The 20,378-nt window shown below is 63.5% G+C and carries 19 protein-coding genes; 7 read left to right on the top strand and 12 right to left on the bottom strand.

The window, feature by feature from the left end; all coding sequences use genetic code 11:
• Positions 1-401: 401 nt before the first annotated feature.
• Entirely contained in the window at positions 402-1,802 is a 1,401-nt protein-coding gene (locus ACIGJE_RS28550) for an alpha/beta hydrolase (RefSeq protein ID WP_415086166.1), read from the top strand.
• Between the two features lie 129 nt (positions 1,803-1,931).
• Here ACIGJE_RS28550 and ACIGJE_RS28555 read toward each other — a convergent pair whose 3' ends face one another.
• Positions 1,932-2,447, bottom strand: coding sequence for a hypothetical protein (locus ACIGJE_RS28555; protein ID WP_311944517.1), 516 nt, complete (start codon positions 2,445-2,447; stop codon positions 1,932-1,934).
• Between the two features lie 119 nt (positions 2,448-2,566).
• On the opposite strand from ACIGJE_RS28555, the gene ACIGJE_RS28560 reads away from it, so the two are divergent.
• Positions 2,567-3,502, top strand: coding sequence for a LysR substrate-binding domain-containing protein (locus ACIGJE_RS28560; RefSeq protein WP_415086163.1), 936 nt, complete (start codon positions 2,567-2,569; stop codon positions 3,500-3,502).
• Positions 3,503-3,598: 96 nt separating this feature from the next.
• On the opposite strand, the gene ACIGJE_RS28565 is transcribed toward ACIGJE_RS28560, so the two are convergent.
• Entirely contained in the window at positions 3,599-4,384 is a 786-nt protein-coding gene (locus tag ACIGJE_RS28565) for an AraC family transcriptional regulator (protein ID WP_415086161.1), read from the bottom strand.
• A 158-nt stretch (positions 4,385-4,542) separates the two neighbouring features.
• On the opposite strand from ACIGJE_RS28565, the gene ACIGJE_RS28570 reads away from it, so the two are divergent.
• The 4 genes from ACIGJE_RS28570 to ACIGJE_RS28585 all read left to right on the top strand — a co-directional run bounded on the left by ACIGJE_RS28570 (position 4,543) and on the right by ACIGJE_RS28585 (position 8,152).
• Positions 4,543-5,745: an MFS transporter gene (locus tag ACIGJE_RS28570; protein WP_376717791.1), complete on the top strand. Its 1,203-nt coding sequence runs from the start codon at positions 4,543-4,545 to the stop codon at positions 5,743-5,745.
• A gap of 374 nt (positions 5,746-6,119) precedes the next feature.
• Positions 6,120-6,668 carry a carboxymuconolactone decarboxylase family protein gene (locus ACIGJE_RS28575; RefSeq protein WP_415086159.1) on the top strand — a complete coding sequence of 183 codons (549 nt, stop codon included), beginning with the start codon at positions 6,120-6,122 and terminating at the stop codon, positions 6,666-6,668.
• A gap of 73 nt (positions 6,669-6,741) precedes the next feature.
• Positions 6,742-7,575 (top strand): helix-turn-helix domain-containing protein, encoded by an 834-nt coding sequence (locus ACIGJE_RS28580; protein WP_415086157.1) that lies wholly within the window; start codon positions 6,742-6,744, stop codon positions 7,573-7,575.
• A gap of 97 nt (positions 7,576-7,672) precedes the next feature.
• The gene (locus ACIGJE_RS28585; protein ID WP_415086155.1) at positions 7,673-8,152 is read left to right on the top strand and encodes a VOC family protein; all 480 of its coding nucleotides are present in this window, start codon (positions 7,673-7,675) and stop codon (positions 8,150-8,152) included.
• 64 nt (positions 8,153-8,216) lie between these two features.
• Here the strand turns inward: ACIGJE_RS28585 and sorB are convergent, their stop codons facing one another.
• The 10 genes from sorB to tauA form a co-directional block, all read right to left on the bottom strand.
• Positions 8,217-8,528 (bottom strand): SorB family sulfite dehydrogenase c-type cytochrome subunit, encoded by a 312-nt coding sequence (gene sorB, locus ACIGJE_RS28590; RefSeq protein WP_311944528.1) that lies wholly within the window; start codon positions 8,526-8,528, stop codon positions 8,217-8,219.
• An 8-nt stretch (positions 8,529-8,536) separates the two neighbouring features.
• Positions 8,537-9,748 carry a SorA family sulfite dehydrogenase catalytic subunit gene (gene sorA / locus ACIGJE_RS28595; RefSeq protein ID WP_415086153.1) on the bottom strand — a complete coding sequence of 404 codons (1,212 nt, stop codon included), beginning with the start codon at positions 9,746-9,748 and terminating at the stop codon, positions 8,537-8,539.
• 114 nt (positions 9,749-9,862) lie between these two features.
• Positions 9,863-10,912: a phosphate acetyltransferase gene (gene pta, locus ACIGJE_RS28600; protein WP_415086151.1), complete on the bottom strand. Its 1,050-nt coding sequence runs from the start codon at positions 10,910-10,912 to the stop codon at positions 9,863-9,865.
• Entirely contained in the window at positions 10,909-11,946 is a 1,038-nt protein-coding gene (locus ACIGJE_RS28605; protein WP_415086149.1) for a YeiH family protein, read from the bottom strand. Before ACIGJE_RS28605 ends, pta begins: the two co-directional genes overlap by 4 nt.
• Before the next feature lie 75 nt (positions 11,947-12,021).
• A complete protein-coding gene (gene xsc, locus ACIGJE_RS28610) occupies positions 12,022-13,797 on the bottom strand; it encodes a sulfoacetaldehyde acetyltransferase (protein WP_415086147.1) in 1,776 nt (591 codons plus the stop codon).
• A gap of 111 nt (positions 13,798-13,908) precedes the next feature.
• Positions 13,909-15,309: an NAD(P)/FAD-dependent oxidoreductase gene (locus tag ACIGJE_RS28615; protein ID WP_415086145.1), complete on the bottom strand. Its 1,401-nt coding sequence runs from the start codon at positions 15,307-15,309 to the stop codon at positions 13,909-13,911.
• 23 nt (positions 15,310-15,332) lie between these two features.
• Positions 15,333-15,713: a nuclear transport factor 2 family protein gene (locus tag ACIGJE_RS28620; RefSeq protein ID WP_311944567.1), complete on the bottom strand. Its 381-nt coding sequence runs from the start codon at positions 15,711-15,713 to the stop codon at positions 15,333-15,335.
• 163 nt (positions 15,714-15,876) lie between these two features.
• A complete protein-coding gene (locus ACIGJE_RS28625; protein ID WP_367624463.1) occupies positions 15,877-16,704 on the bottom strand; it encodes an ABC transporter permease subunit in 828 nt (275 codons plus the stop codon).
• Complete coding sequence (locus tag ACIGJE_RS28630; protein WP_367624462.1) at positions 16,697-17,503, bottom strand: taurine ABC transporter ATP-binding protein; 807 nt, start codon at positions 17,501-17,503, stop codon at positions 16,697-16,699. The genes ACIGJE_RS28625 and ACIGJE_RS28630 overlap by 8 nt, the downstream gene beginning before the upstream one ends.
• Positions 17,504-17,609: 106 nt before the next feature.
• Positions 17,610-18,620 (bottom strand): taurine ABC transporter substrate-binding protein, encoded by a 1,011-nt coding sequence (tauA, locus tag ACIGJE_RS28635; RefSeq protein WP_483681076.1) that lies wholly within the window; start codon positions 18,618-18,620, stop codon positions 17,610-17,612.
• A 225-nt stretch (positions 18,621-18,845) separates the two neighbouring features.
• Here tauA and pdxR point away from each other — a divergent pair, with 225 nt between their 5' ends.
• A complete protein-coding gene (gene pdxR / locus ACIGJE_RS28640) occupies positions 18,846-20,330 on the top strand; it encodes a MocR-like pyridoxine biosynthesis transcription factor PdxR (protein ID WP_483681078.1) in 1,485 nt (494 codons plus the stop codon).
• Positions 20,331-20,378 lie beyond the last annotated feature (48 nt).

The raw sequence follows: 20,378 nt of genomic DNA on the forward strand, positions 1-20,378 counted from the left end.
AGCGTGTTTGGCGGCGCTCCTAAAACGCAAGGGCGGCGGACCGTCAGCATGCCCCTGGTGGGATCCTGATCGTCATGTTCCTGCCGGTTCCAGCGATATCGCGATCCACAGCGGGCCGGTACCCCGCCACGCCTAAGCCCTCATCGACTTTTCGGGTGTTGCCAATACGGGTCGGGACGACGTCACGAACGGTGGGGGTGCTGGGATTGGCACGGTAGATCCCGATTCACGACCTATTCCTGTATTTGGTGCGATGGAGACGCCGTTTCCGCCGGCGAGTCCGGGACCTCAAACAATCGCAGCCGAGCAAAAGGAAACTGGCGCAGTCCCCGGGGGAATAGTCCTCCACGCAGAACCTGCGCAACAATCAGGCCATGACATCTTGAGAAGGAACAGGTCTCATGAGCAATCCTGCAATCGGTGCGATAGGTGGTGCTCTCCCATCATCCAGGCCGGATTCTTCTGTCGCCCTGTCGCATCAGGTATCGTTCGACGCGGCTCTCGATGAAGCAAGGACGTCGGTATCCAAGACGTCCGCTCCGAAGAAAACCTTCGCCTACGCCAACACGCCGATCCACCAAAGGCCGATCAGCGAGCCTGAGCCGGATCACACAACCGTGCTTCCCGAAGGCAGCGATCCGTCGGTGGTGTCATCATGGTGGGGCACTCTGTCCACTGAGACGCGCCAGGATCTGATCGCCAATCACACCGACGAGCTTGGAAAGCTCAGAGGTTTGCCGGCCGAGGACATCGACAAGATAAACAGGAAGCGCGTCAATCTGGATATTGCCAGGGACCAGGAAAGACTTTGGGAAATCCCTAACGAAATTCAAGCGCTGAAAAATGCCATGCCGAGTGGGGAGGCAGGAAGAGACGGAGTAAACTATCAGGAGAAGATCCGGGCGTTGAAAGATGAGCAAAGCCGCCTGAGAGGTGAACTTTCAATTGCCAAAAAAATCCACATTCAGATGGAGATGCTCGATTCACAAGGAGGATCGGAGGCCTATCTTCTTACATATGATCCTGCAGATGATGGACGATTTGCCGTAGCCTTGGGAAATCCTGATACAGCTCACAATATAGGTGTTCTCGTTCCCGGCGTCAGTCATGACGCCAAAAAAGAAGATGGGATCGGATCTCAGTTCCCGACTGTGACGCAGGGCCTCTCTCTCTTTCACCAGATGAATTTCGAGGGACAACCTAACGCTAAAAATTCCATCATTGTCTGGATGGGGGCGGATATGCCCGACAATATTCCTGCAGGCATAAATGGAACTTACGGCGATAGTCGTCATGGCGCGCAAGCGCTAAAAGAGGATGTCACCGGATACGAAGTGGCGAGGACGAATCCCCATAGTCACATCACTCTTATTGGACACAGCTATGGGTCTTATATGGCGAGTGTAGCCATTCATGAAAATGGTCTTCGTGTTGACGATCTTGTCGTAGTTGGCTCGCCTGGAGTGGACGGGACCAATGCAACCGAGCTTGGTTCGCAGGGACATGTCTGGGCAGCGCGTGCCAAGGGAGATGACGTGGTGCCTCAGGGGTGGCTCGCCGATAGTGAGCCGACCGACAGGAACTTCGGTGCCATAACTTTCTCAACTGAAGGGGCTGAGGGCCATGGTGCATATCTGGACAACGGAACGCAGTCATTAGTGAATATCGCCAGGATCTCGACAGGAAAAACAGGCGATGTTGTAACTCGCGTACCCGATGAATACGGTACGATATTTTTTAAAGACAATGCGGACATAACCAGGCAGTGGAAGACGTCTCAGGTATTTCAAGTATTGAAGTGATTCGATCTTCTTGTTGGGAAGCGCCGCGTGCGGACAGAATGAGTTGCCGCCGCCTTCTGTTTGCCAATGCTGTATGATGGCTGCTCGCCAAGCTGAATTGGGTGTGGTCTGGCGTAGCGTCATCCGTGTTCAGTGGTTCGCGGAGAAGGCCTGAGTTGCCTGCGGCTGGCGACGTGCCAGCATATAGAATGCGGCAACATGCGTGATCATCAGCAGGGGTACGTAGAGCATCGGGATCGCGTAGGCGGCGCCCAACGCCCCGGCGAGATCCGGAAGGCCGAGCTGGTTGCCGTGATAATAGTCGACGATGATGTCGATTGTTCCCGCGACGTTGAAGGCGACCACGAAGCTCCAGAACAGCGGGCGTATCCTGACCATCACAAGGGCCAGCATGGCCAGCAAGCCGGTGGCGAAGTCGCCATAGGCGGCGAACTCGGCAAAGCCGCTGGGCAGATTGGGACCGACCACACCCGGAACGAGGAAGACGAGCCCGAAAAACCGAAAGCTGTGCAGGGTTGCGATGGCACGTTGCGCCTCGACCCTGTCCATCGACCGAAGCCTCGGCCAGCCATAGGCACCGAAACATAGCAGCCATGGCACATAGCCCAATACCAGATGCAGCAGGAAGATGGTTGCCGGCGACATGTGGAGCCCTCTCACGGGTTGACGCGATTGCCCGGCCTTCGGGCCGGAACGCTTCGAAAACGCCCCTCAAACTATGCTCCCTTTCGATGAGCGCATATCTGCGATAATGTTGATGTGCTATGAAGCAAAACTTCACAGTCAGACACAGCGCGCTGGACGGTGTGGAGGCGTTCTTGAACGTCGCCCAGCACCGCAGTTTCCGTCGCGCGGCCGCCGCGCTCGGGGTGACACCGTCGGCGATAAGCCAGTCGGTACGGGCGCTGGAGGCGCGCCTCGGCGCAGCGCTTCTCCTGAGGACGACACGCAGCGTCGGGCTGAGCGAAGCCGGCGAACGCTTCTTGTCGCGGGCAAGGCCCGCCTTCGAGGAACTGGTTGCCGCAAGCGAGGTTGCGCGCGCGCTCGGAAGCAGGCCGACCGGCCTGCTGCGCCTTGCCGTGCCCCCTGGCGTGGTGTCGGTTTTGCTCGAGCCGCTGATCGCATCCTTCTGCCAGGCTTATCCGGAAATCGAGGTAGAGATCGCGGCGAGCGGGGAACTGATCGATCTTGTGGCTCAGGGATTCGATGCCGGCATCCGGATGGGGCAGTTCATTGCGGCCGACATGATCGCGCTGCGCCTGACGCCTGCGTTCCCGTTCGTGGTCGTCGGCAGTCCGGAATATCTAGTCAAGCGCAAGGGCCCCGAGCGCATCGACGATCTGCGCCAGCATGCCTGCATGCGGATGCGCCGCTCGGATGGATCGATCGCGCCATGGCGTTTTGTCGAGGGCAATAGAACGGTGGAGGCGATCGTCTCAGGGCCGCTGATCGCACATGACTTTCCCACCCTCCTGGGCGCGGCGATCCGGGGGCTGGGACTTGCCCACTTGCCCGGCCCGCTCGCCAGGGCGCCGATCGCCGAAGGTCGATTGCAGGCGGTGATGGCGCCTTACGCCATTACCGTGCCTGGCGTCTTTCTTTACTATCCGGACAGACGGCAGGTCTTGCCGAAACTGCGCGCCTTCATCGACCATATGAAACGCCAGAGCACAACTTCGGATCTTCGAGACGACGGGTAGATCGAGGCGGATTTCCGGGCGACATGGATCTTTGGGGCCGCCGCGGCACTTGTCGAGATTGTGGACGAACTTCGCAAAGTCCTTCGCACTATCGGTTCAGGCGGTGCGACTATTCCGCATGCCGAGATAGGTCAGGGGCGGGCTGCCGAAGGCGCGCTTGAACATGATCGTGAAGGCGGCAGGGTTCTCATAGCCCAGATCAATTGCAACCGTCGTGACGGGGTCACCTGCGGCCAGGCGGGGCATTGCGCACAACAGGCAGGCCTGCTGGCGCCAGGCCAGGAAGCTGAGGCCGGTCTCGCGCCGAAAGAGGCGGGTGAAGGTGCGCCGGCTCATGCCGAGCGCCGTGCTCCAGTCGTCGATCCTCTCATGAATGGTCGGCCGCTCGACGAAGCGTCGGCAGCGAAGGGCCAACGCCCCATGCGATGGATAATGCAGGGAAAGCGGCAGCACCGGCATTTGCTGCATTTCGTGCCGTATCAACTCCATCAAGGCGCCCGAGCGGCTGTCGAGGTCATATTCGAGCGGCAGGTTGAGCGCCTCGGTCAACAGGCTTCGCATGAAGGGCGAAATGGAGACGACCTGGCAGTGGGCGGGCATGCTGGGAACCGCGTCGGGTTCGAGATAGAGGCTTTGCATGCCGACCGCACCGACCATGCGCACGTGATGCGTCGTGCCGGGAGGAATCCACATGCCGCGCTGCGGGGGCATGACCCAGGTGCCGCTCGGCGTCGCGAGCACGACGACGCCGGACGCCCCCGAGATCAATTGTCCTCGTCGATGATGGTGGGGCGGGACGATGAAGCCGTCGGGATAATCGCGACCGATCGCGATGATCGGTCGGGGGATATGGTCGACCGTGTCGATATGGACATCGCGCATGTTGGCCCACTCTCGTAGGAATATGGCCCAACATTGGTGGCAGGCCGTACGACCTCTCGGTACGCTGTTGATAGGCCGTGCGCAAGATTTTCGCGCCGATCGACCATGGCTTTCTCTGAGGATCTTCCGTGTCTACCCAAGATCTACCGCGTCAACGCATACATCCGCAGCCGCAGAAGAATACGAAGACAGTGTTCTCCGTCCTGTGGGCCGCAAGTTTCTGTCACTTGCTGAATGACATGCTGCAGGCGCTTCTGCCCGCCGTCTATCCGATCCTCCAGGGTAATTTCGAGCTCACTTTCGCGCAGGTCGGCTTTCTGACCTTCATCTACCAGATCACGGCGTCGCTGTTTCAGCCTTTCATCGGCTACTATACCGATCGTCGGCCCCTGCCATATTCCTTGCCGGTCGGCATGACTTCATCGATGTCCGGCTTATTGACGCTCGCCTTCGCCCCGAACTACGGCGTCCTGTTGATCGGTTCCATGCTGCTGGGACTTGGCTCCTCGATCTTTCATCCGGAGTCCTCGCGTATCGCTCGCCTGGCATCGGGCGGGGCTCATGGGCTGGCGCAATCGCTGTTCCAGGTCGGCGGCAATTTCGGCTCGGCGCTCGGTCCCCTGGCCGCCGCCTTCTTCGTGCTGCCGCGTGGGCAGGCCGGCTTGGCCTGGTTCGCGCTCGCAGCTCTTGCCGGCATCGTCATATTGACGGCGCTCGGGCACTGGTACCGGCTCAACGGCCATGCCAGGCGGCCGTCACACAAGGCACCCACCCATCATGCGACCTTGTCGCGTGGGCAGGTTTCGCGGGCAATGGCCATATTGATCGCGCTGCTTTTCTCCAAATATATCTATCTCGGCAGCTTCACGAGCTATTACATCTTCTATCTCAAGGACAAGTTCGGCCTGGCCACGCAGACGGCCCAGATCTACCAGTTCGTGTTCTTCGCGGCGGTTGCGGCCGGTACGATTGCCGGCGGGCCGATCGGCGACAGGCTCGGCCGGAAGGTCGTGATCTGGGTTTCCATCCTGGGTGTGCTGCCGTTCTCCCTGCTGCTGCCGCATGTCGGATTGATGGCAACCGCCGTGCTGAGCGTGATCATCGGCTTTGTGATCTCCTCGGCCTTCCCTGCAATCGTGGTCTATGGGCAGGAACTGATGCCTGGCCGCGTCGGCATGGTCTCCGGCCTGTTCTTCGGCTTCATCTTCGGCATCGGCGGCATCGGGGCGGCGGCGCTCGGCACGCTGGCCGACTGGACGGGCATCAATTTCGTCTTCCAACTCTGCGCCTTCCTGCCGGCACTCGGAATTCTCACGGTGCTCCTACCGAACCTGCGAGAACCCAAGCCGCTGCATGCATGAGAGTTGCTGGCAGTGCTGCTTGTCCTGGACGTGCGGCCGGCGCGCTCGCTGCAGTTGTTCTTCGATGGTGAGGCAGTAACTGCCAACCCATCACCACTTGCGTGCTCCAGCGCGCATCCGCCAATTCGGTGACCAGGAAGTCGGCCGGTGCCGAGACCTTGGCGACGGCACGCGAACAAGTCGGCCGCGCGGTCGCTCCAGCCATGCCTGGCGCCCAGGCGCAGGAAACGGGAGCTACGAAACCATCTGCCGGCCTATTCGCTCCCGCGCTGCCCAACGCCACTACCCCGGAGGTAGTTGGGCGACCCCCAGCAAGTGGCTTTACTCCCCTCGACGCGAACGATGCCGTTCGCCAGAAATGACGAGGAGCCAACATGCCATCCTATCCCATCCACACCGTCGCCACCGCGCCCGAGGAGGCGCGGCCGGTTCTCGGTGAACTCGCCAAAACCTTCGGCGTGATCCCCAACATCGCAGGTGCGATGGCAAACTCGCCGGCGCTGATCAAGGCGTTCGCCGGCCTGTTCCGGCAGGTTCATTCCGGTACGTTCACCGAGGCGGAGATCCAGATCCTGCTGCTGACCAATGCCGTCGCCAATTCCTGCGATTGGGCGGTGGCGTTCCACACCATGCTGGCTCTGAAGGAGGGCCTCGCGCCTGCCGATGTCGAGGCGGTCCGCAGGCGCGGCATCCCTGCGGATGGAAGGCTGGCTGCGCTGTCCAGCCTGGCCCGGAAGCTGATCGAGAGGCGCGGCCATGTGAGCGACCACGATCTCGAAACCTTCGTCAACGCCGGGTTCCATGGGGAGCAGGTGTTGGAGATGCTGGCCGTGACCGCGGCCTCGACGATCACCAATTATGTCGGCACCATTGCCCGGCCGCCACTCGAAGGCTTCTTGCAGCCGCATGCCTGGCGAGCCTGACCGGCCACATCGCCGGCGCCGTGCCCTGGCACGGCGCTCTCCCATCCAACGACGTTTCCGAAGGGGCTTGGCCATGTCCATGCAGGATACGATAGCCACGCCGCGGGGTGGCCAAGTGGGCGCCCTGCTGCGCCATTGGCGTGATTTGCGTCGCAAGAGCCAATTGGAACTCTCATTCGACACGGGCGTGTCGCAGCGACATCTCAGTTTCATCGAGGTCGGTCGCACGGTGCCCAGTCGTCAGATGCTGATCGACCTCGCCACCGCTCTGGACATGCCCTTGCGCGACCGGAATACGCTGCTGCTGGCTGGCGGTTACGCGCCCATATATCGCGATGGTGCCTGGGACGGCGTGGAGATGCGCAGCATCACCAAGGCCCTGGAGCGTATGCTGCATCAGCACGAACCATTCCCGGCCCTGGTCATGGATCGCTATTGGAACGTGCTCATGACGAACCGATCTGCGCCGCGCCTCTTCAGCCGTTTCACGGATTTGTCGGTGCGCAAGGCGCCGCGCAACCTGCTGCATCTGGTTTTTGATCCAAATGGCCTGCGCCGCTTCATTGCGGATTGGCCGGCTGTTGCACGAAGCCTGATCCAGCGTGTTCATCGTGAAGCCGTGGGACGCATCATCGACGACAAGGTCAAGGAACTGCTGGCGGCACTTCTGGCCTATCCGGATGTCGAGCCCGCGTGGACCTCGCCCGAGGCTGCAAGCCCCCTTGCGGCGATGCCGGTCATCCCGATCGGCCTTGTCAAGGACGGCAGGGTGCTCGACTATTTCTCAATGGTCACCACCGTTGGTACGCCCCAGGCGGTCGCCGCCCAGGAACTGCGCATCGAATGCATGTTCCCGGCTGACGAAGCGAGCGAGGCTTTTCATATCGAGATACTGGGGCGGGACTGACATGGAGTTAACCGAGGGCGAGCGAGATTCAGCGACACTGAGCGAGGTTCAGTGACATTCCAGGGCCGTATTGGCCTTGAAAGTGAAAGGACAAGCAATGGCCGTCGCCAAGAACACGATCTGCGTATGGTACGACAAGGAAGCCGAGGCTGCGGCCCGCTTCTATGCCGAGATCTTTCCCGACAGCACGGTGCATGCCGTCCATCGCGCACCCGGCGACTACCCGTCAGGCAAGGAGGGCGACGTGCTGACGGTCGAATTCACCGTTGCCGGCATTCCCTGCCTCGGCCTCAATGGCGGACCCGCGTTCAAGCACAGCGAAGCCTTTTCCTTCCAGATCGCCACGGACGACCAGGAGGAGACGGATCGCTACTGGAATGCCATCGTCGGCAATGGCGGTCAGGAAAGCGCGTGCGGCTGGTGCAAGGACAGATGGGGCATCTCCTGGCAGATCACGCCGCGGGTGTTGACAGAGGCCTTGGCTGCCGGTGGCGCGGAAGCCAAACGCGCCTTCGAAGCGATGATGGCGATGCGCAAGATCGACGTCGCGGCGATCGAGGCGGCTCGTCGGGGCTGACGATGCCGCCACCCGTTGGCGGAGATCGCCCTGCGATCTCCATATATGATTTTATCGTGATATGTCAGTATGTTGAGTCAAGATATTCGACGATCGCCTTCACGTCGGCTTCGGCGATCGGCGCCTTGTAGGTCTTGATCATCTTGTTGACTTCGGCAGCCCAGAAGGCCTGTCCCTTCTTCGGCGGCTGCGTGCGGATATAGTCCGCCGAATGACAGGCGGTACAATTGTTCTGCGCGGTTTCGAGGTTCGGCCCGTCCTTGAATTTGGAAGCCTCGTCGGGAAGCTGGTAGGTCAGCGGCCGGGCGAAGACCAGGGAGACAGGCAGCAAAGCGAGGGCGGCTGCCAGTGATGCGGTGACGATACGTTTCATCATGGCTCTCCTCAGGCTGCCGTGACCTTGGTGGCTTCGACGCAGTTGCGCATGTAGCCGGCCGGGTTCCACAGCGGCTTGTCGGGCTGGGTCTTGCCGTCATTGCCGGTGGCGCGCACCTTGAGCACATGGGCTCCCGGCTCGAGCCGAATATCGGTGGTCCACTCCCGGAAGGAATAATTGCCGAGATCCTCGCCGAGGCGTGCCGGCAGCCAGGTGGCGCCGTCGTCGGTCGAGATGGAAACCTGCCTGATGCCCGAGCCGCCATCGAAGGCGAAGCCGCGCAGCTTCATGGGTGCGCCGGCCGGCACTTTCTGGCCGTCGAGCACGCTGGTGATGAAGGAGCGCACATTGAACCGGTTGATCGGCACGGTCTTGTCCGGCGCCTTGCCGGGTTCGGTACAGGCGCAGTCATTGTCGGGAATGCGGTAGGCGGATTTCATCCAGAAGCCCTCGAACGGCTTGTCGAGCACGGTGATCTCGTTGAGGTGCTTGAGCCAGTAGGTGCCGTACCAGCCCGGTACGACCAGGCGAACCGGGAAGCCGTTCAGCCAGGGCAGGTCCTCGCCGTTCATGGCATAGGCCAGCATCACCTCGCCGTCGCGGGCATGGTCGATGTCGAGAGCCTTGACGAAATCGGGTGTATCGGGCGCGGCCGGACCGTCCAGGCCGCCGAACGATACCTGCACCGCGCCGGGCTGCACGCCGGCCTTGTCGAGAATAGCCCTGAGGGGAACGCCTTTCCAGCTGGCATTGCCCATGGCGCCGTTGGCGAGCTGTCCGCCGGCGACGCGCGGTTCGACGAAGCCGCGGCTGTTGCCCGAGCACTGGTGGGCGGCCACCATTTCGATCGGCTCGAAAGCCTTGAGGTCATCCAGCGACAGGGAAAGCGGCGTCCTGACCAGCCCCTTGACCTCGACCCGGTAGGTCTGGGGATCGATCCCGAGCGGGATGTCGGAGAGGTGGTAGCGCACGAAGAAGGCGTCGTTCGGGGTGATGATGCCTTCATTGAAGATCTGGAAGGGCGTTTCGAGCTGCGGCGGGCGCTCGGTCAGCCCGATCAGGGGGCGCTTGCCGGGATATGTCACCAAGGGGCGCTCGCCATTGGCAAAGGGCAGGGTGACCGTCTCTTCCGCGTGGGCGAGAGGCGGCAAAATCATTCCGCTTGCCAAGGCGGCGGCAGTCGAGCCGCCCAGCTTCAGGACATTGCGTCGGCTGATCATGGTCACCTTCCTGGGGTTATCGTTGGTGGTGTCGTGCGGTCGTTTGCGCAGATATGCGGGCGTTGACTTGACCGGAAAAACGCGAGGCCGGCCGCCTTGTTCCTGTCCCATGCCTCAAGGCTTGGAGTCACCGTCACCGCCATGGAGGAAGGACGCAGTCGGCTGACGCATGTCGGCCGCCTGGAGCGTGGTGACCGCGATCATGTGATAGGCATCCTCGGCGCTGCAGCCGCGCGAGAGGTCGTTGGCAGGCTTGGCCAGCCCCTGCAGGATCGGCCCGATGGCGCTCGCCCCGCCGATGCGCTGGGCGATCTTGTAGCCGATGTTGGAAGCGTCGAGATTGGGAAAGATGAAGACATTGGCGCCGCCGTGCAGGGGTGAGTTCGGTGCCTTGGCGGCACTCACCGCTTCGACGAACGCACTGTCGAACTGCAGCTCTCCGTCGATGGCAAGATCGGGATCGGCGGCATGGGCAAGGCGCGTCGCCTCCACCACTTTGGAGACGCGTTCGTGCGAAGCGCTGCCGATCGTGGAGAAGGACAGCATCGCCACCTTGGCCGATACGCCGGCTAGGGCCTGGTAGGAGCGGGCGGACACCCGCGCGATATCGGCGAGCTCTGCCGCATCGGGATCGATGACGAGGCCGCAATCGGCAAACAGGAAGGCGCCCTTCTTCACGTGGTAGGGCTGGCACAGCATCATCAGGAAGAAGCTGGAGACCAGGGCGGCGCCGGGCGCCCGGCCGATGCATTGCAGCGCCGCGCGCACGGTATCGGCGGTGGTCGCCACGGCACCGCCCACCGTGCCGTCGACCTCGCCCTCGCGCACCATCATGGCGGCGAAGGTCAAAGGCGAGCGCAACGCCTCGACCGCCGCCTGCGCGTCGACGCCCTTGGATTGGCGCAGCCGGTGATAGGCGGCGGCCAGGCGAGGGGCGAGCGGCGAGGTGGCCGGGTCCTCGATGCGGATCTCTTCGCTTGCGGCACCGGCTTCGAGCAGACGCTGCCTGATGATGTCGCCGCTGCCGACGAGGATGATCTGGGCAATGCCATCCCGGCTGGCCCGCAAGGCCGCCTCGACGATGCGCGGGTCCTCGCCCTCGGCAAGGACGATGCGCCTGGGTGCGGCCTTGGCCGCGGCGATGATGCGGTCGAGCGGTTTCATGACACATGCCCCAGGAGATACATGCCGGCGAGGATGAAGAGGGCGAGGAAGACGGTCTCGGCGACGATCAGGGCGACTGCGTCACCGCCGACTTCGAGCACCCGGCGCAGCGCCGTCTTCATGCCGACGGAGACGATGCCCGCCAGCAGGGCCCAGCGCGAGACCTCGGCGCCCGCTTCGGCGACCACCCGCGGGATCAGGCCGAACGAATTGATCGCGGCCAGGATGAGGAAGGTAATGACGAAGCCGGGCAGCAGGGGCGGGCGGCCGGCAGCATCGTCCGGGCCGGCAATGTTGCGGGTGGCCAGCGAATAGACCAGCACCACCGGCGCCAGCATGGCCACGCGGATGAGCTTAACCAGCGTGGCCGCCTCGCCGGCCTCCGGCGAGACGGAAAAGCCCGCCCCGACCACCTGGGCGACGTCGTGGATGGTGCCGCCGAAGAAGATGCCGGTGGCGCGCGCATCAAGCCCGATCGCGTGGGCGAGGATCGGATAGACGATCATGGCGATGGTGCTGAGCACGGTGACCGAGAGCACCGTGAAGATCAGATTGCGCTCGGAGAACTCGTTCTTGGGCAGCACGGCCGCAATGGCCATGGCGGCAGAGGCACCGCAGATCGCCACCGAGCCGCTGGTTATCAGCGCCAGCCGCCAGCCCCGGCCGAGCACCTTGGCGGCCAGCAGGCCAAAGCCGATGGTGGCCGCGATGGCCGCGACCAAGAGGAGGATGGTGCCGGCGCCGAGCCCGATCAGCAGGTCGACGCTGATGCGCATGCCCAGCAAGGCCACGCCGAGGCGAAGCACCTTCCTGGCGCACAGGTCGATGCCGGGAACGCAGCGCCCTTCCTCCGACAGGAAATGCAGGGCGATGCCGAGCAGCAGCGCCATCAGCATGGCCGGCGCGCCGTAATGGTCGGACAGGAATTGGGCGGCGATGGCGGTGGCACCGGTCACCGCCACGCCCGGCCAATAGCGGACTGCCGCCGAGGGAAGCCCTCCGAACCGGCTGGGCGTTACGGCTGAGGTCGTCATGGGCGCGTGTCCTGTGGTCGGGAAGCTGGCATGCGGCGCGAAGGGCCTGCCCGGTTCGGGGCAGGCCGCAGTCGGTCAGGCGCGCTGCTGAGGCCGCATGTCGGCGCGGTCGATGCCGGCGACCGGCACGGGCTTCTTCATGGCGTCGCGCCGGAAGGGTTCGCCCAGCTCCTGGTTGAGCACGACCTCGACGAAGGTGGTTACGCCCCTGGCCTGATCGTCGAGCGCCCTGGCGAGAGCCTCGGTCAGGCCGGCCGGCGTGTCGACGCTGACGCCCTTGAGCCCGCAACCCTCGGCCACCTTGGCGTAGCTGAGATTGGGGTTGAGCTCGGTGCCGACGAAATTGTTGGCGTACCACAGCGTGGTGTTGCGCTTTTCCGCGCCCCATTGGTAGTTGCGGAAGATCACCATGGTGATGGCCGGCCAGTCCTCGCGGCCGATCGCCCCCATCTCGTTCATCGAGATGCCGAAGGCGCCGTCGCCGGCAAAGCCCACCACCGGCGTGTTGGGACAGCCGATCTTGGCGCCGACGATGGAGGGGAAACCGTAGCCGCAGGGACCGAACATGCCGGGCGCCAGATATTTGCGACCCTGCTCGAAGCTCGGATAGGCATTGCCGATCGCGCAATTGTTGCCGATGTCGGTGGAGATGATCGCCTCCTTCGGCAGCGCGGCCTGGATGGCGCGCCAGGCCTGGCGCGGCGACATGCGGTTGGGCTCGCGCCGGCGGGCACCGTCGTTCCATTCCGTGCCCGGATCGTCGTCTTCATGGTCCATCGAGGAGAGCTGCTGCAGCCAGGCCGAACGGGTCTGGTGGATGGTGGCCACGCGCTCCTTGCGGCCCGTATCGCCGGCCGCCGGCGACAATTGCGCCAGAATCTGGCCCGCCACCTGCCTGGCGTCGCCGCAAATGCCGACGGTGACCTTCTTGGTGAGGCCGATGCGGTCGGCATTGATGTCGACCTGGATGATCGCAGCCTGTTTCGGCCAATAGTCGATGCCGTAGCCCGGCAGGGTCGAGAACGGGTTGAGGCGGGTGCCGAGCGCCAGCACCACGTCGGCCTTGGCGATCAGTTCCATCGCGGCCTTGGAGCCGTTATAGCCGAGCGGCCCGACGGCGAGGCGATGGCTGCCTGGGAAGGCGTCGTTGTGCTGATAGCCGCAGCACACCGGCGCATCGAGCCGTTCGGCCAGCGCCATGGACTCGCCGATGGCATTGCCGATGACGACGCCGGCGCCGTTGAGGATCACCGGGAATTTCGCCTCGGACAGGAGCTTGGCGGCCTGGGCGATCGCCTGCGGCCCGCCGGCCGGGCGTTCGAAGCGGACGATCGCCGGCAAATCGACATCGATCACCTGGGTCCAGAAGTCGCGGGGAACATTGATCTGCGCCGGAGCGCAGCCGCGCCAGGCCTTCTCGATCACCCGGTTCAGCACTTCGGGAATGCGCGAGGGATCGCGCACCTCTTCCTGATAGCACACCATCTCCTCGAACATCGCCATCTGGTCGACTTCCTGGAAGCCGCCCTGGCCGATGGTCTTGTTGGCCGCCTGGGGGGTGACCATCAGGAGCGGGGTGTGGTTCCAATAGGCCGTCTTCATGGCGGTGATGAAGCCGGTAACACCCGGTCCGTTCTGGCCGATCGCCATGGCCATGGTGCCGGTGGCGCGACTGAAGCCGTCGGCCATCATGCCGGCATTGGTCTCGTGAGCGCAGTCCCAGAACTTGACGCCGGCCTTGGGAAAGAGGTCCGACACCGGCATCATGGCCGAGCCGATGATGCCAAAGGCATGCTCGATGCCGTGCATCTGGAGGACTTTGACGAAGGCTTCTTCCGTGGTCATTTTCATGGCTTGGTTCCTTTCGAAGGGGCCATTCGATGCTGAGAGGGTGTTTTAATTTTCATTTTCTATTTCAAATAGATACATTGGTTTTCAAAACCAATTTGATCGGCAGGCGCTCTAGAAAATCTCATCCTTGAGGTAGTACCAGCGGTACATGCCCCACTGTCCCAGGCGCCTGAACGGCGTCAGCAGCCCGTGGCTCGGCAGCGGCGAGGTGAAGATCGGCAAATCGAGGCCGCCGCCCTTGCCGGCGACCATCTGGGCCATGCGGCGGCCGGCCTGCGCCGAGTACATGACGCCGTTGCCGCCATAGCCCATGGCGTAGAACAGCGGCTGGGCCGGGTCGGGGCGGAAGATGCGCGGCATCATGTCGTGGCTGACATCGACCCAGCCCCACCAGGAATAGTCGATCTCGATGCCGCGCAGGATCGGGAACTTCCGGTAGAGCCCTTCGACCAGCAGGTTGAGATGCTTGGGATTGGCCGCATCGCCGCCGGTGATGGCGCTGCGGCTGCCGATCTGCAGGCGGCCATCCGGCAGCAGGCGATAATAATGGCGCAAGGTGCGCGTATCGGTCAGCGGGATGTGGGTCCTGAAATTCAGCGCTTCTCGCTCTTCCTGCGTGAGCGAGCGGGTGACGACCGAGTTGGACAGGATCGGCATCAGCCGGTGCCGGGTCAGGGGATGCAACCCGGGCGAGGTGTAGCCGGCCGTGGCGATGCAGACGGCGCGGGCGTGCACGGTTCCCCCCGGCGTCCTCAGATGATGGACGCCGCCCTTGAGTTCGCAGCCGAGCACGGGGCTCGAGACATGCACCCTGGCTCCGAGCTTGCGTGCCAGCTTCAGATAGCCGAAGGCGAGCTTGGCGGCATGGATGCCGATGCCGTCGGGCTCGTACATGGCGCCCTTGGCCTCGGCGTCGCGCACGAAATCGCTGTGGATCTCGTCGCGTCCGACCATGCGGGCACGGTAGCCGAACACCTCGTTCAGCAGCTGCGTTTCCTTCTCCAGCGCCGGCATCATCTTCTCGCGATGGGCGATGTAGAGATGGCCGCCATCCTGGGGCTCGCAGTCGATCTCCGGCGAGCGGATCAGTTCTCGGAACAGCTCGAAGGCATCGGCGATCTCGCCATGGAGCTTTTTGGCGACATCCATCCCCCAGCGCTCGATCCATTGCGAGCGCTTCAATCGGCCCGATGAGATCTGCGCCTGGCCGCCATTGCGAGTCGAGCAGCCCCAGGCGACGCCGTTGGCTTCCAGTACCGTCGCCTTGATGCCATGTTCCCTGGCAAGATGGATGGCGCAGGACAGACCCGTATAGCCCGAGCCGATGATGGCGACATCGACATCGAGGTCTCTGGTCACGGGGCCATCGTCGGCGGGCGGCGTGCCCGCCGTGCCGATCCAGTAGGTCGGCGCATAGTCCTTGCCGGTGCCCGGATCGGGGGCATGGATCGGATCATAGGCCGGATCGAAGGGCTGTCTTGGCGCCGTCGTCCTGGCAAGCAGCTGGTCCATCGGATTGTCCTCCCGCGCTGAGCTCAGCCCTGCGCAGCCTGCGGCGGCCGGTTCTTGCGGAAGGCCTGTTTGCGGATGATCTTGCCGTCGGCGAGGGTGAAGAGGTCGCAACCCTCCGCCTCGATGCGGCTGCCGTCGGCCTGGGTGCCGGAGAAGACCCATTCCGAAACCGCCCGGTCGTCATGGACGAAATGGCTGTGATGGGCCCAGCGCGCATCGGGCATCGCCTGCCACACAGCGCTGAAGGCATCGGCGATGGCCTGGCCGCCGGAAAAGCGGGTGCCGTAGACTTCCGGCCCGCCGACGGCGTCGAACACGCAGTCCGGGGCGAAGAAGGCCATGACGCCGTCGATGTCGTGCCGGTTGAAGGCATCGAAGAGGCGGGCAAGATCGGCTGCGGTCATCGACATTTCAGTTTCCTCGTATTTTCGCGGCGACCCTTCGGGCAAAGCTTCGCCGTGAGCCGGCTGGGCGGCCCGTTGGTCTTGTTTTCAAGTTGGTCCGGTGCGGCGCCGGCGTCGGGCGATCAGCCCAGGGTGGGCACCCTCAAGTACGGTTGCGCGGCCGTCAGATCTTGCCCTTCCAGGGGATGAGCGCCTTTTCCAGGTGGCGGATCAAAAGGTCGAAGGCGAAAGCGAAGATGCCGATGATGAAGATGCCCATGATCACCGTGTCGCTTTCCAGATTCTCGGCCGCGTTGAGCACCATGAAGCCGAGGCCTCGGTTCGCGGCGACCATTTCGGCCGCGACGAGCGTGGTCCAGCCGACGCCGATGCCGATGCGCATGCCGGTGAAGATCTCCGGAAGGGCGGCCTTCAGAATGACCTGGCTGATGACCTGGCTGCGGGTACCCCCCATCGCATAGGCGGCATGGATCTGTTCGGTCGAGACCGAGCGCACGCCGGCCCGGGCCGCGATGGCCATCGGTGCGAAGATTGCCAGATAGATCAGGAATACTTTCGGGAACTCGCCGATGCCGAGCCAGATGATGATCAGCGGCAGATAGGCGAGTGGCGGCAGTGGCCGGTAGAACTCGATGATCGGATCGAACAGGCCGCGTACGAAGCGGTTGACACCCATCAGGATGCCGATCGGCACGGCGGTAACCAGGGCGAGCAGGAAGGCACCGACGACGCGGCCGAGACTGGCCATGGTGTGTTCGGCGAGGGTCGAGTTGGAGACGCCGTCGGTGAGCGCCAGTACGAACTTGTCCCAGACGGCCAGGGGGGATGGCAGGAATAGGGGCTTGACCCAGCCGGTTTCCGTGACGAGGAACCACAGGGCGATCAGGACGATGGCGGTGGCCAGGCTGATCAGGCCGCTGCTGCCGTCGCCGGGGGCACCGAAGATCTTGCCGGGCTGGACGGGCCGCGCCTTCAGGACACCCTCAAGCATGGGCTGCCTCCGGATTGGCGCGCTCGTCGCCATAGATGATGCCGAGTACTTCTTCACGCATCCTGATGAACTGGGGGCTGGACTTGATGGCACGGGCGTTACCCTCCGCGAGGAACTGGCGATTGAAATCGAGTTCGTAGGTGTGGGTGATGCGGCCGGGGCGCGGCGACATCACGATCAGCCGCGACCCCAGGAACAGCGCTTCCTCGACGCTGTGGGTGATGAAGAAGAACATCTTGTTGGTGAGCTGCCAGACCTTGAGCAGCAGTTCCTGGATGGTCTCGCGGGTCAGCGCGTCCAACGCCGCCATCGGTTCGTCCATCAGGAGCATGGCCGGGTCGCAAGTCAGGGCTCTGGCGATGCCCACGCGCTGCTGCATGCCGCCCGACAGGTGGTAGATCATGTGGCGATGGAAGTCCTGCAGGCCGACCAGGGCCAGGTTCTTGGTGGCGAGCTCCCGCCGCCTGGTCTTGTCGACGCCGCGCAGCTTGAGGCCGAACTCGGTGTTGTCGATCACGTTGAGCCAGGGCAGCAGCGCATGTTTCTGGAACACCACGCCCCGGTCGGCGCCCGGACCGCTGATCCGATTGTTCCCGAGTGAGATCTCGCCATCGGACGGCGCCATGAAACCGGCCATGATGTTGAGCAATGTGGTCTTGCCGCACCCCGATGCACCGAGGGCAACGACGAAATCCCCGCTGTTGATGCTGAGATTGACGCCCTTGAGGGCTATGACGGCCTGGTCCGAATAGAGGCCTGGATATGTCAGGCTGACGTTCTTGACACTAAGCGTTTCCATAACGAATGCCTCCCGGCAGCTTGGTCACGGGGCACGTTGGATGTGCTGTCGGCCGCCCGGAGCAAGGGTTGCACGGGCGATCGACGGTGTGCGCGATCGGGGCGCTCTATTTGGCCGCGCTCCGGGCAAAGCTCGCGTTCACATAGGGCGCGTAGTCGTCGAGCGACTTGCTGATCTGTTTCTGCTCGACCAGGAACTTTGCGCTCGCATTGAGGGCGCGCACCGCGCCGCCGCCGAGCCAGCTATCCGAAGCCTGTTCGGCTGCATTGGGGAAGGAGAGCAGCTTCAGGGCCTCGACAGTGCTGGGGCCATCGCCTCCGATCAGCTTGACGATGCCGCGGACCTGCGGGGAGTCAGCGGTCCACGCCGCCTTGTTGGCGTTGTAGTCGGCATAGGCCTGCGCCAGGACCTTGGTGAAGGCTGCCATGAGTTTGGGATTTTCCTCCGCCCAGCCCTTTGAGACCACGAGGCCGTCGAAGGTTGGTACGCTGGCGGCGCCTATGCCCTCGGAATCGGCGATCACCTTGCCCGATTTCAGGATTTCCGACAAAGCGGGCGGCCAGACATAGGCGGCATCGATGTCGCCGCGCTGCCAGGCGGCCACGATCTGCGGCGGCTTGAGATTGAGGATGTTGACCTCGCGCGGGTCGAGCTTCCAGACCTGCTTCATACCGACCAGAAGATGGAAGTGGGAGGTCGAGACGAAGGGGACGGCGACCTTCTTGCCCTTCAGGTCCTCCGGCTTGGTGATGCCGGAACCCTCGCGCGCCACCAGCGCTTCGGACTTGCCGATATTGTCGAGGATCCAGAAGAGTTGCAGGTCGACCCCACGGGTGGCGGCAGCGGCGGTGCCGGTGGAGCCGATGACGCCGATCGGCACGTCGCCCGAGGCCAGCGCGGTGGTGATGTCGCCGGCCGAGCTGAACTGGCGCCAGTCGATCTTGTAGCCGGCCTCCTTGGCGGCGGCGTCGAAGCGGCCGTCGGCGATCGCCGTCACGAACGGGCCGACGATCTGCTGGTAGCCCACCACGAGATTGGTTTCGGCATGGGCGAAGGCGGCACTGAAGAGACCGGCGGCCACCGTCATGGCGCCGGCCATACGCTTGATCAGTTGCATGATCATTCCCCTTTGGCTTGCGGCAACCGGGGGTCCCGGCGCCACCGGCTGTTTTCGCCGGATTTTCACCGGTGCCATCAGACCCGGTCTTATTGGCTTAAGGGATAAATCACGCCGGCCTGTTGCCTTAGAGCCAGTTGGCAAGTTGAATGAGTCCAGTTTGCCGGAGCAAGGCGCGCCCGCACGCCATCGCCGCGCCAGGAAAACGCGCCAGGGATGGGAAGGATGAGCCAGACGACGGTTTCGGAGACGATCTTCTTCGTCGACAAGGCGAGCCGGATCGGGCTCCAGGCCCAGATCCGGGAGACCGTGGTCTCCTCCATCCTGGCGGGACGCCTGCGCCCGGGCCTGCATCTGCCGTCGACGCGCAAGCTCGCCGCCTATCTCACCATTTCCCGGATCACGGTGACGCTGGCCTATCAGGAGCTGGCATCGCAGGGCTATATCCAGGCCTCGAGCCGCAGCGCCTATCGCATCGCCGACAACCCACCCTTCAACACGCTGGAGATCGCTGCGCCTTCGATCGAGACGGAGCGGATCGACTGGAGCGCCAAATTGCGCGCGAGCTTCATCGTCGCCAAGCAGATCCGCAAGCCGCTTGACTGGCGGCGCTATCCCTATCCCTTCCTGTATGGCCAGATGGACAGCTCCCTGTTCGATCTCAATGCCTGGCGCGACTGCGCGCGGCGTGCCCTGGCCCGCGAGGATTTCGAGCTGATGGCGGGCGATTTCGCCGCCGCCGACGACGCACGGCTCGTCGACTACATCTGCTCGCGCACACTGCCCAGCCGCGGTATTCGCGCTGCGCCGGACGAGATCCTGGTGACCGTCGGTGCCCAGAACGCCTTGTGGATCGTCATTCAGCTCCTGCTGGGCCGAGGTTCACGGGCGGTGTGCGAAAATCCATGCCATCCCGACATGAGCGCCTCCCTGCAGTTGAGCGGGGCCGACGTCACCGCCATCGACGTCGACGAGGAGGGGCTGCCGCCCGACGCGCTGCCCGAGCAGGTCGACGCCGTCTTCGTGACGCCGAGCCATCATTGTCCGACAGGGGCGACCATGCCTGTCGAACGGCGTGTCGCCCTGCTGGAGGCGGCAGCCCGGAAGGATTTCATGATCGTCGAGGACGATTACGAGTTCGAGATGAGCTTCCTGGCCCCGCCTTCGCCGGCGCTCAAGGCCTTCGATCGCAGCGGACGGGTCCTCTATGTCGGCAGTTTCTCCAAATCCCTGTTTCCGGGCCTGCGCCTCGGCTATCTGGTTGCGCCGGCGGCATTCATCCGGGAGGCACGGGCCTTGCGCGCCCTCATGCTGCGCCATCCGGCCGGCCATCTGCAGCGCACCGTCGCCTATTTTCTCGGCCTCGGACATTACGATGCCCTCGTCCACCGCATGCGCGGCGCCTATCACGGGCGCCACATCGTGATGGCGGAGGCACTCAGGGAGCAGGGCCTGATGATTGCCGGTTCCGCTGCCTTCGGCGGCAGCTCCTTCTGGATCGCGGGTCCCGACGGCCTGGATGCCGACCTGCTGATGGCGGACCTCAAGGAGGATGGCGTGCTGATCGAAGCGGGCTCGCCCTTCTTTGCCAGAAACGAGGGTCCCTGCCGCTTCTTTCGCATGGGCTATTCCTCGATCCACCGCAGCAGCATCGCGCCGGGGGTAGCGCTCACCCGCAACAGCATGGACCGGCTGCGGCCGAGGTCATGAGCCTTTCCGAAGTCCCCGTCACGGCCAAGGTTGTTACGTCACCGAGCG

This window comes from Labrys sp. E2SS-1L (assembly GCF_057073705.1).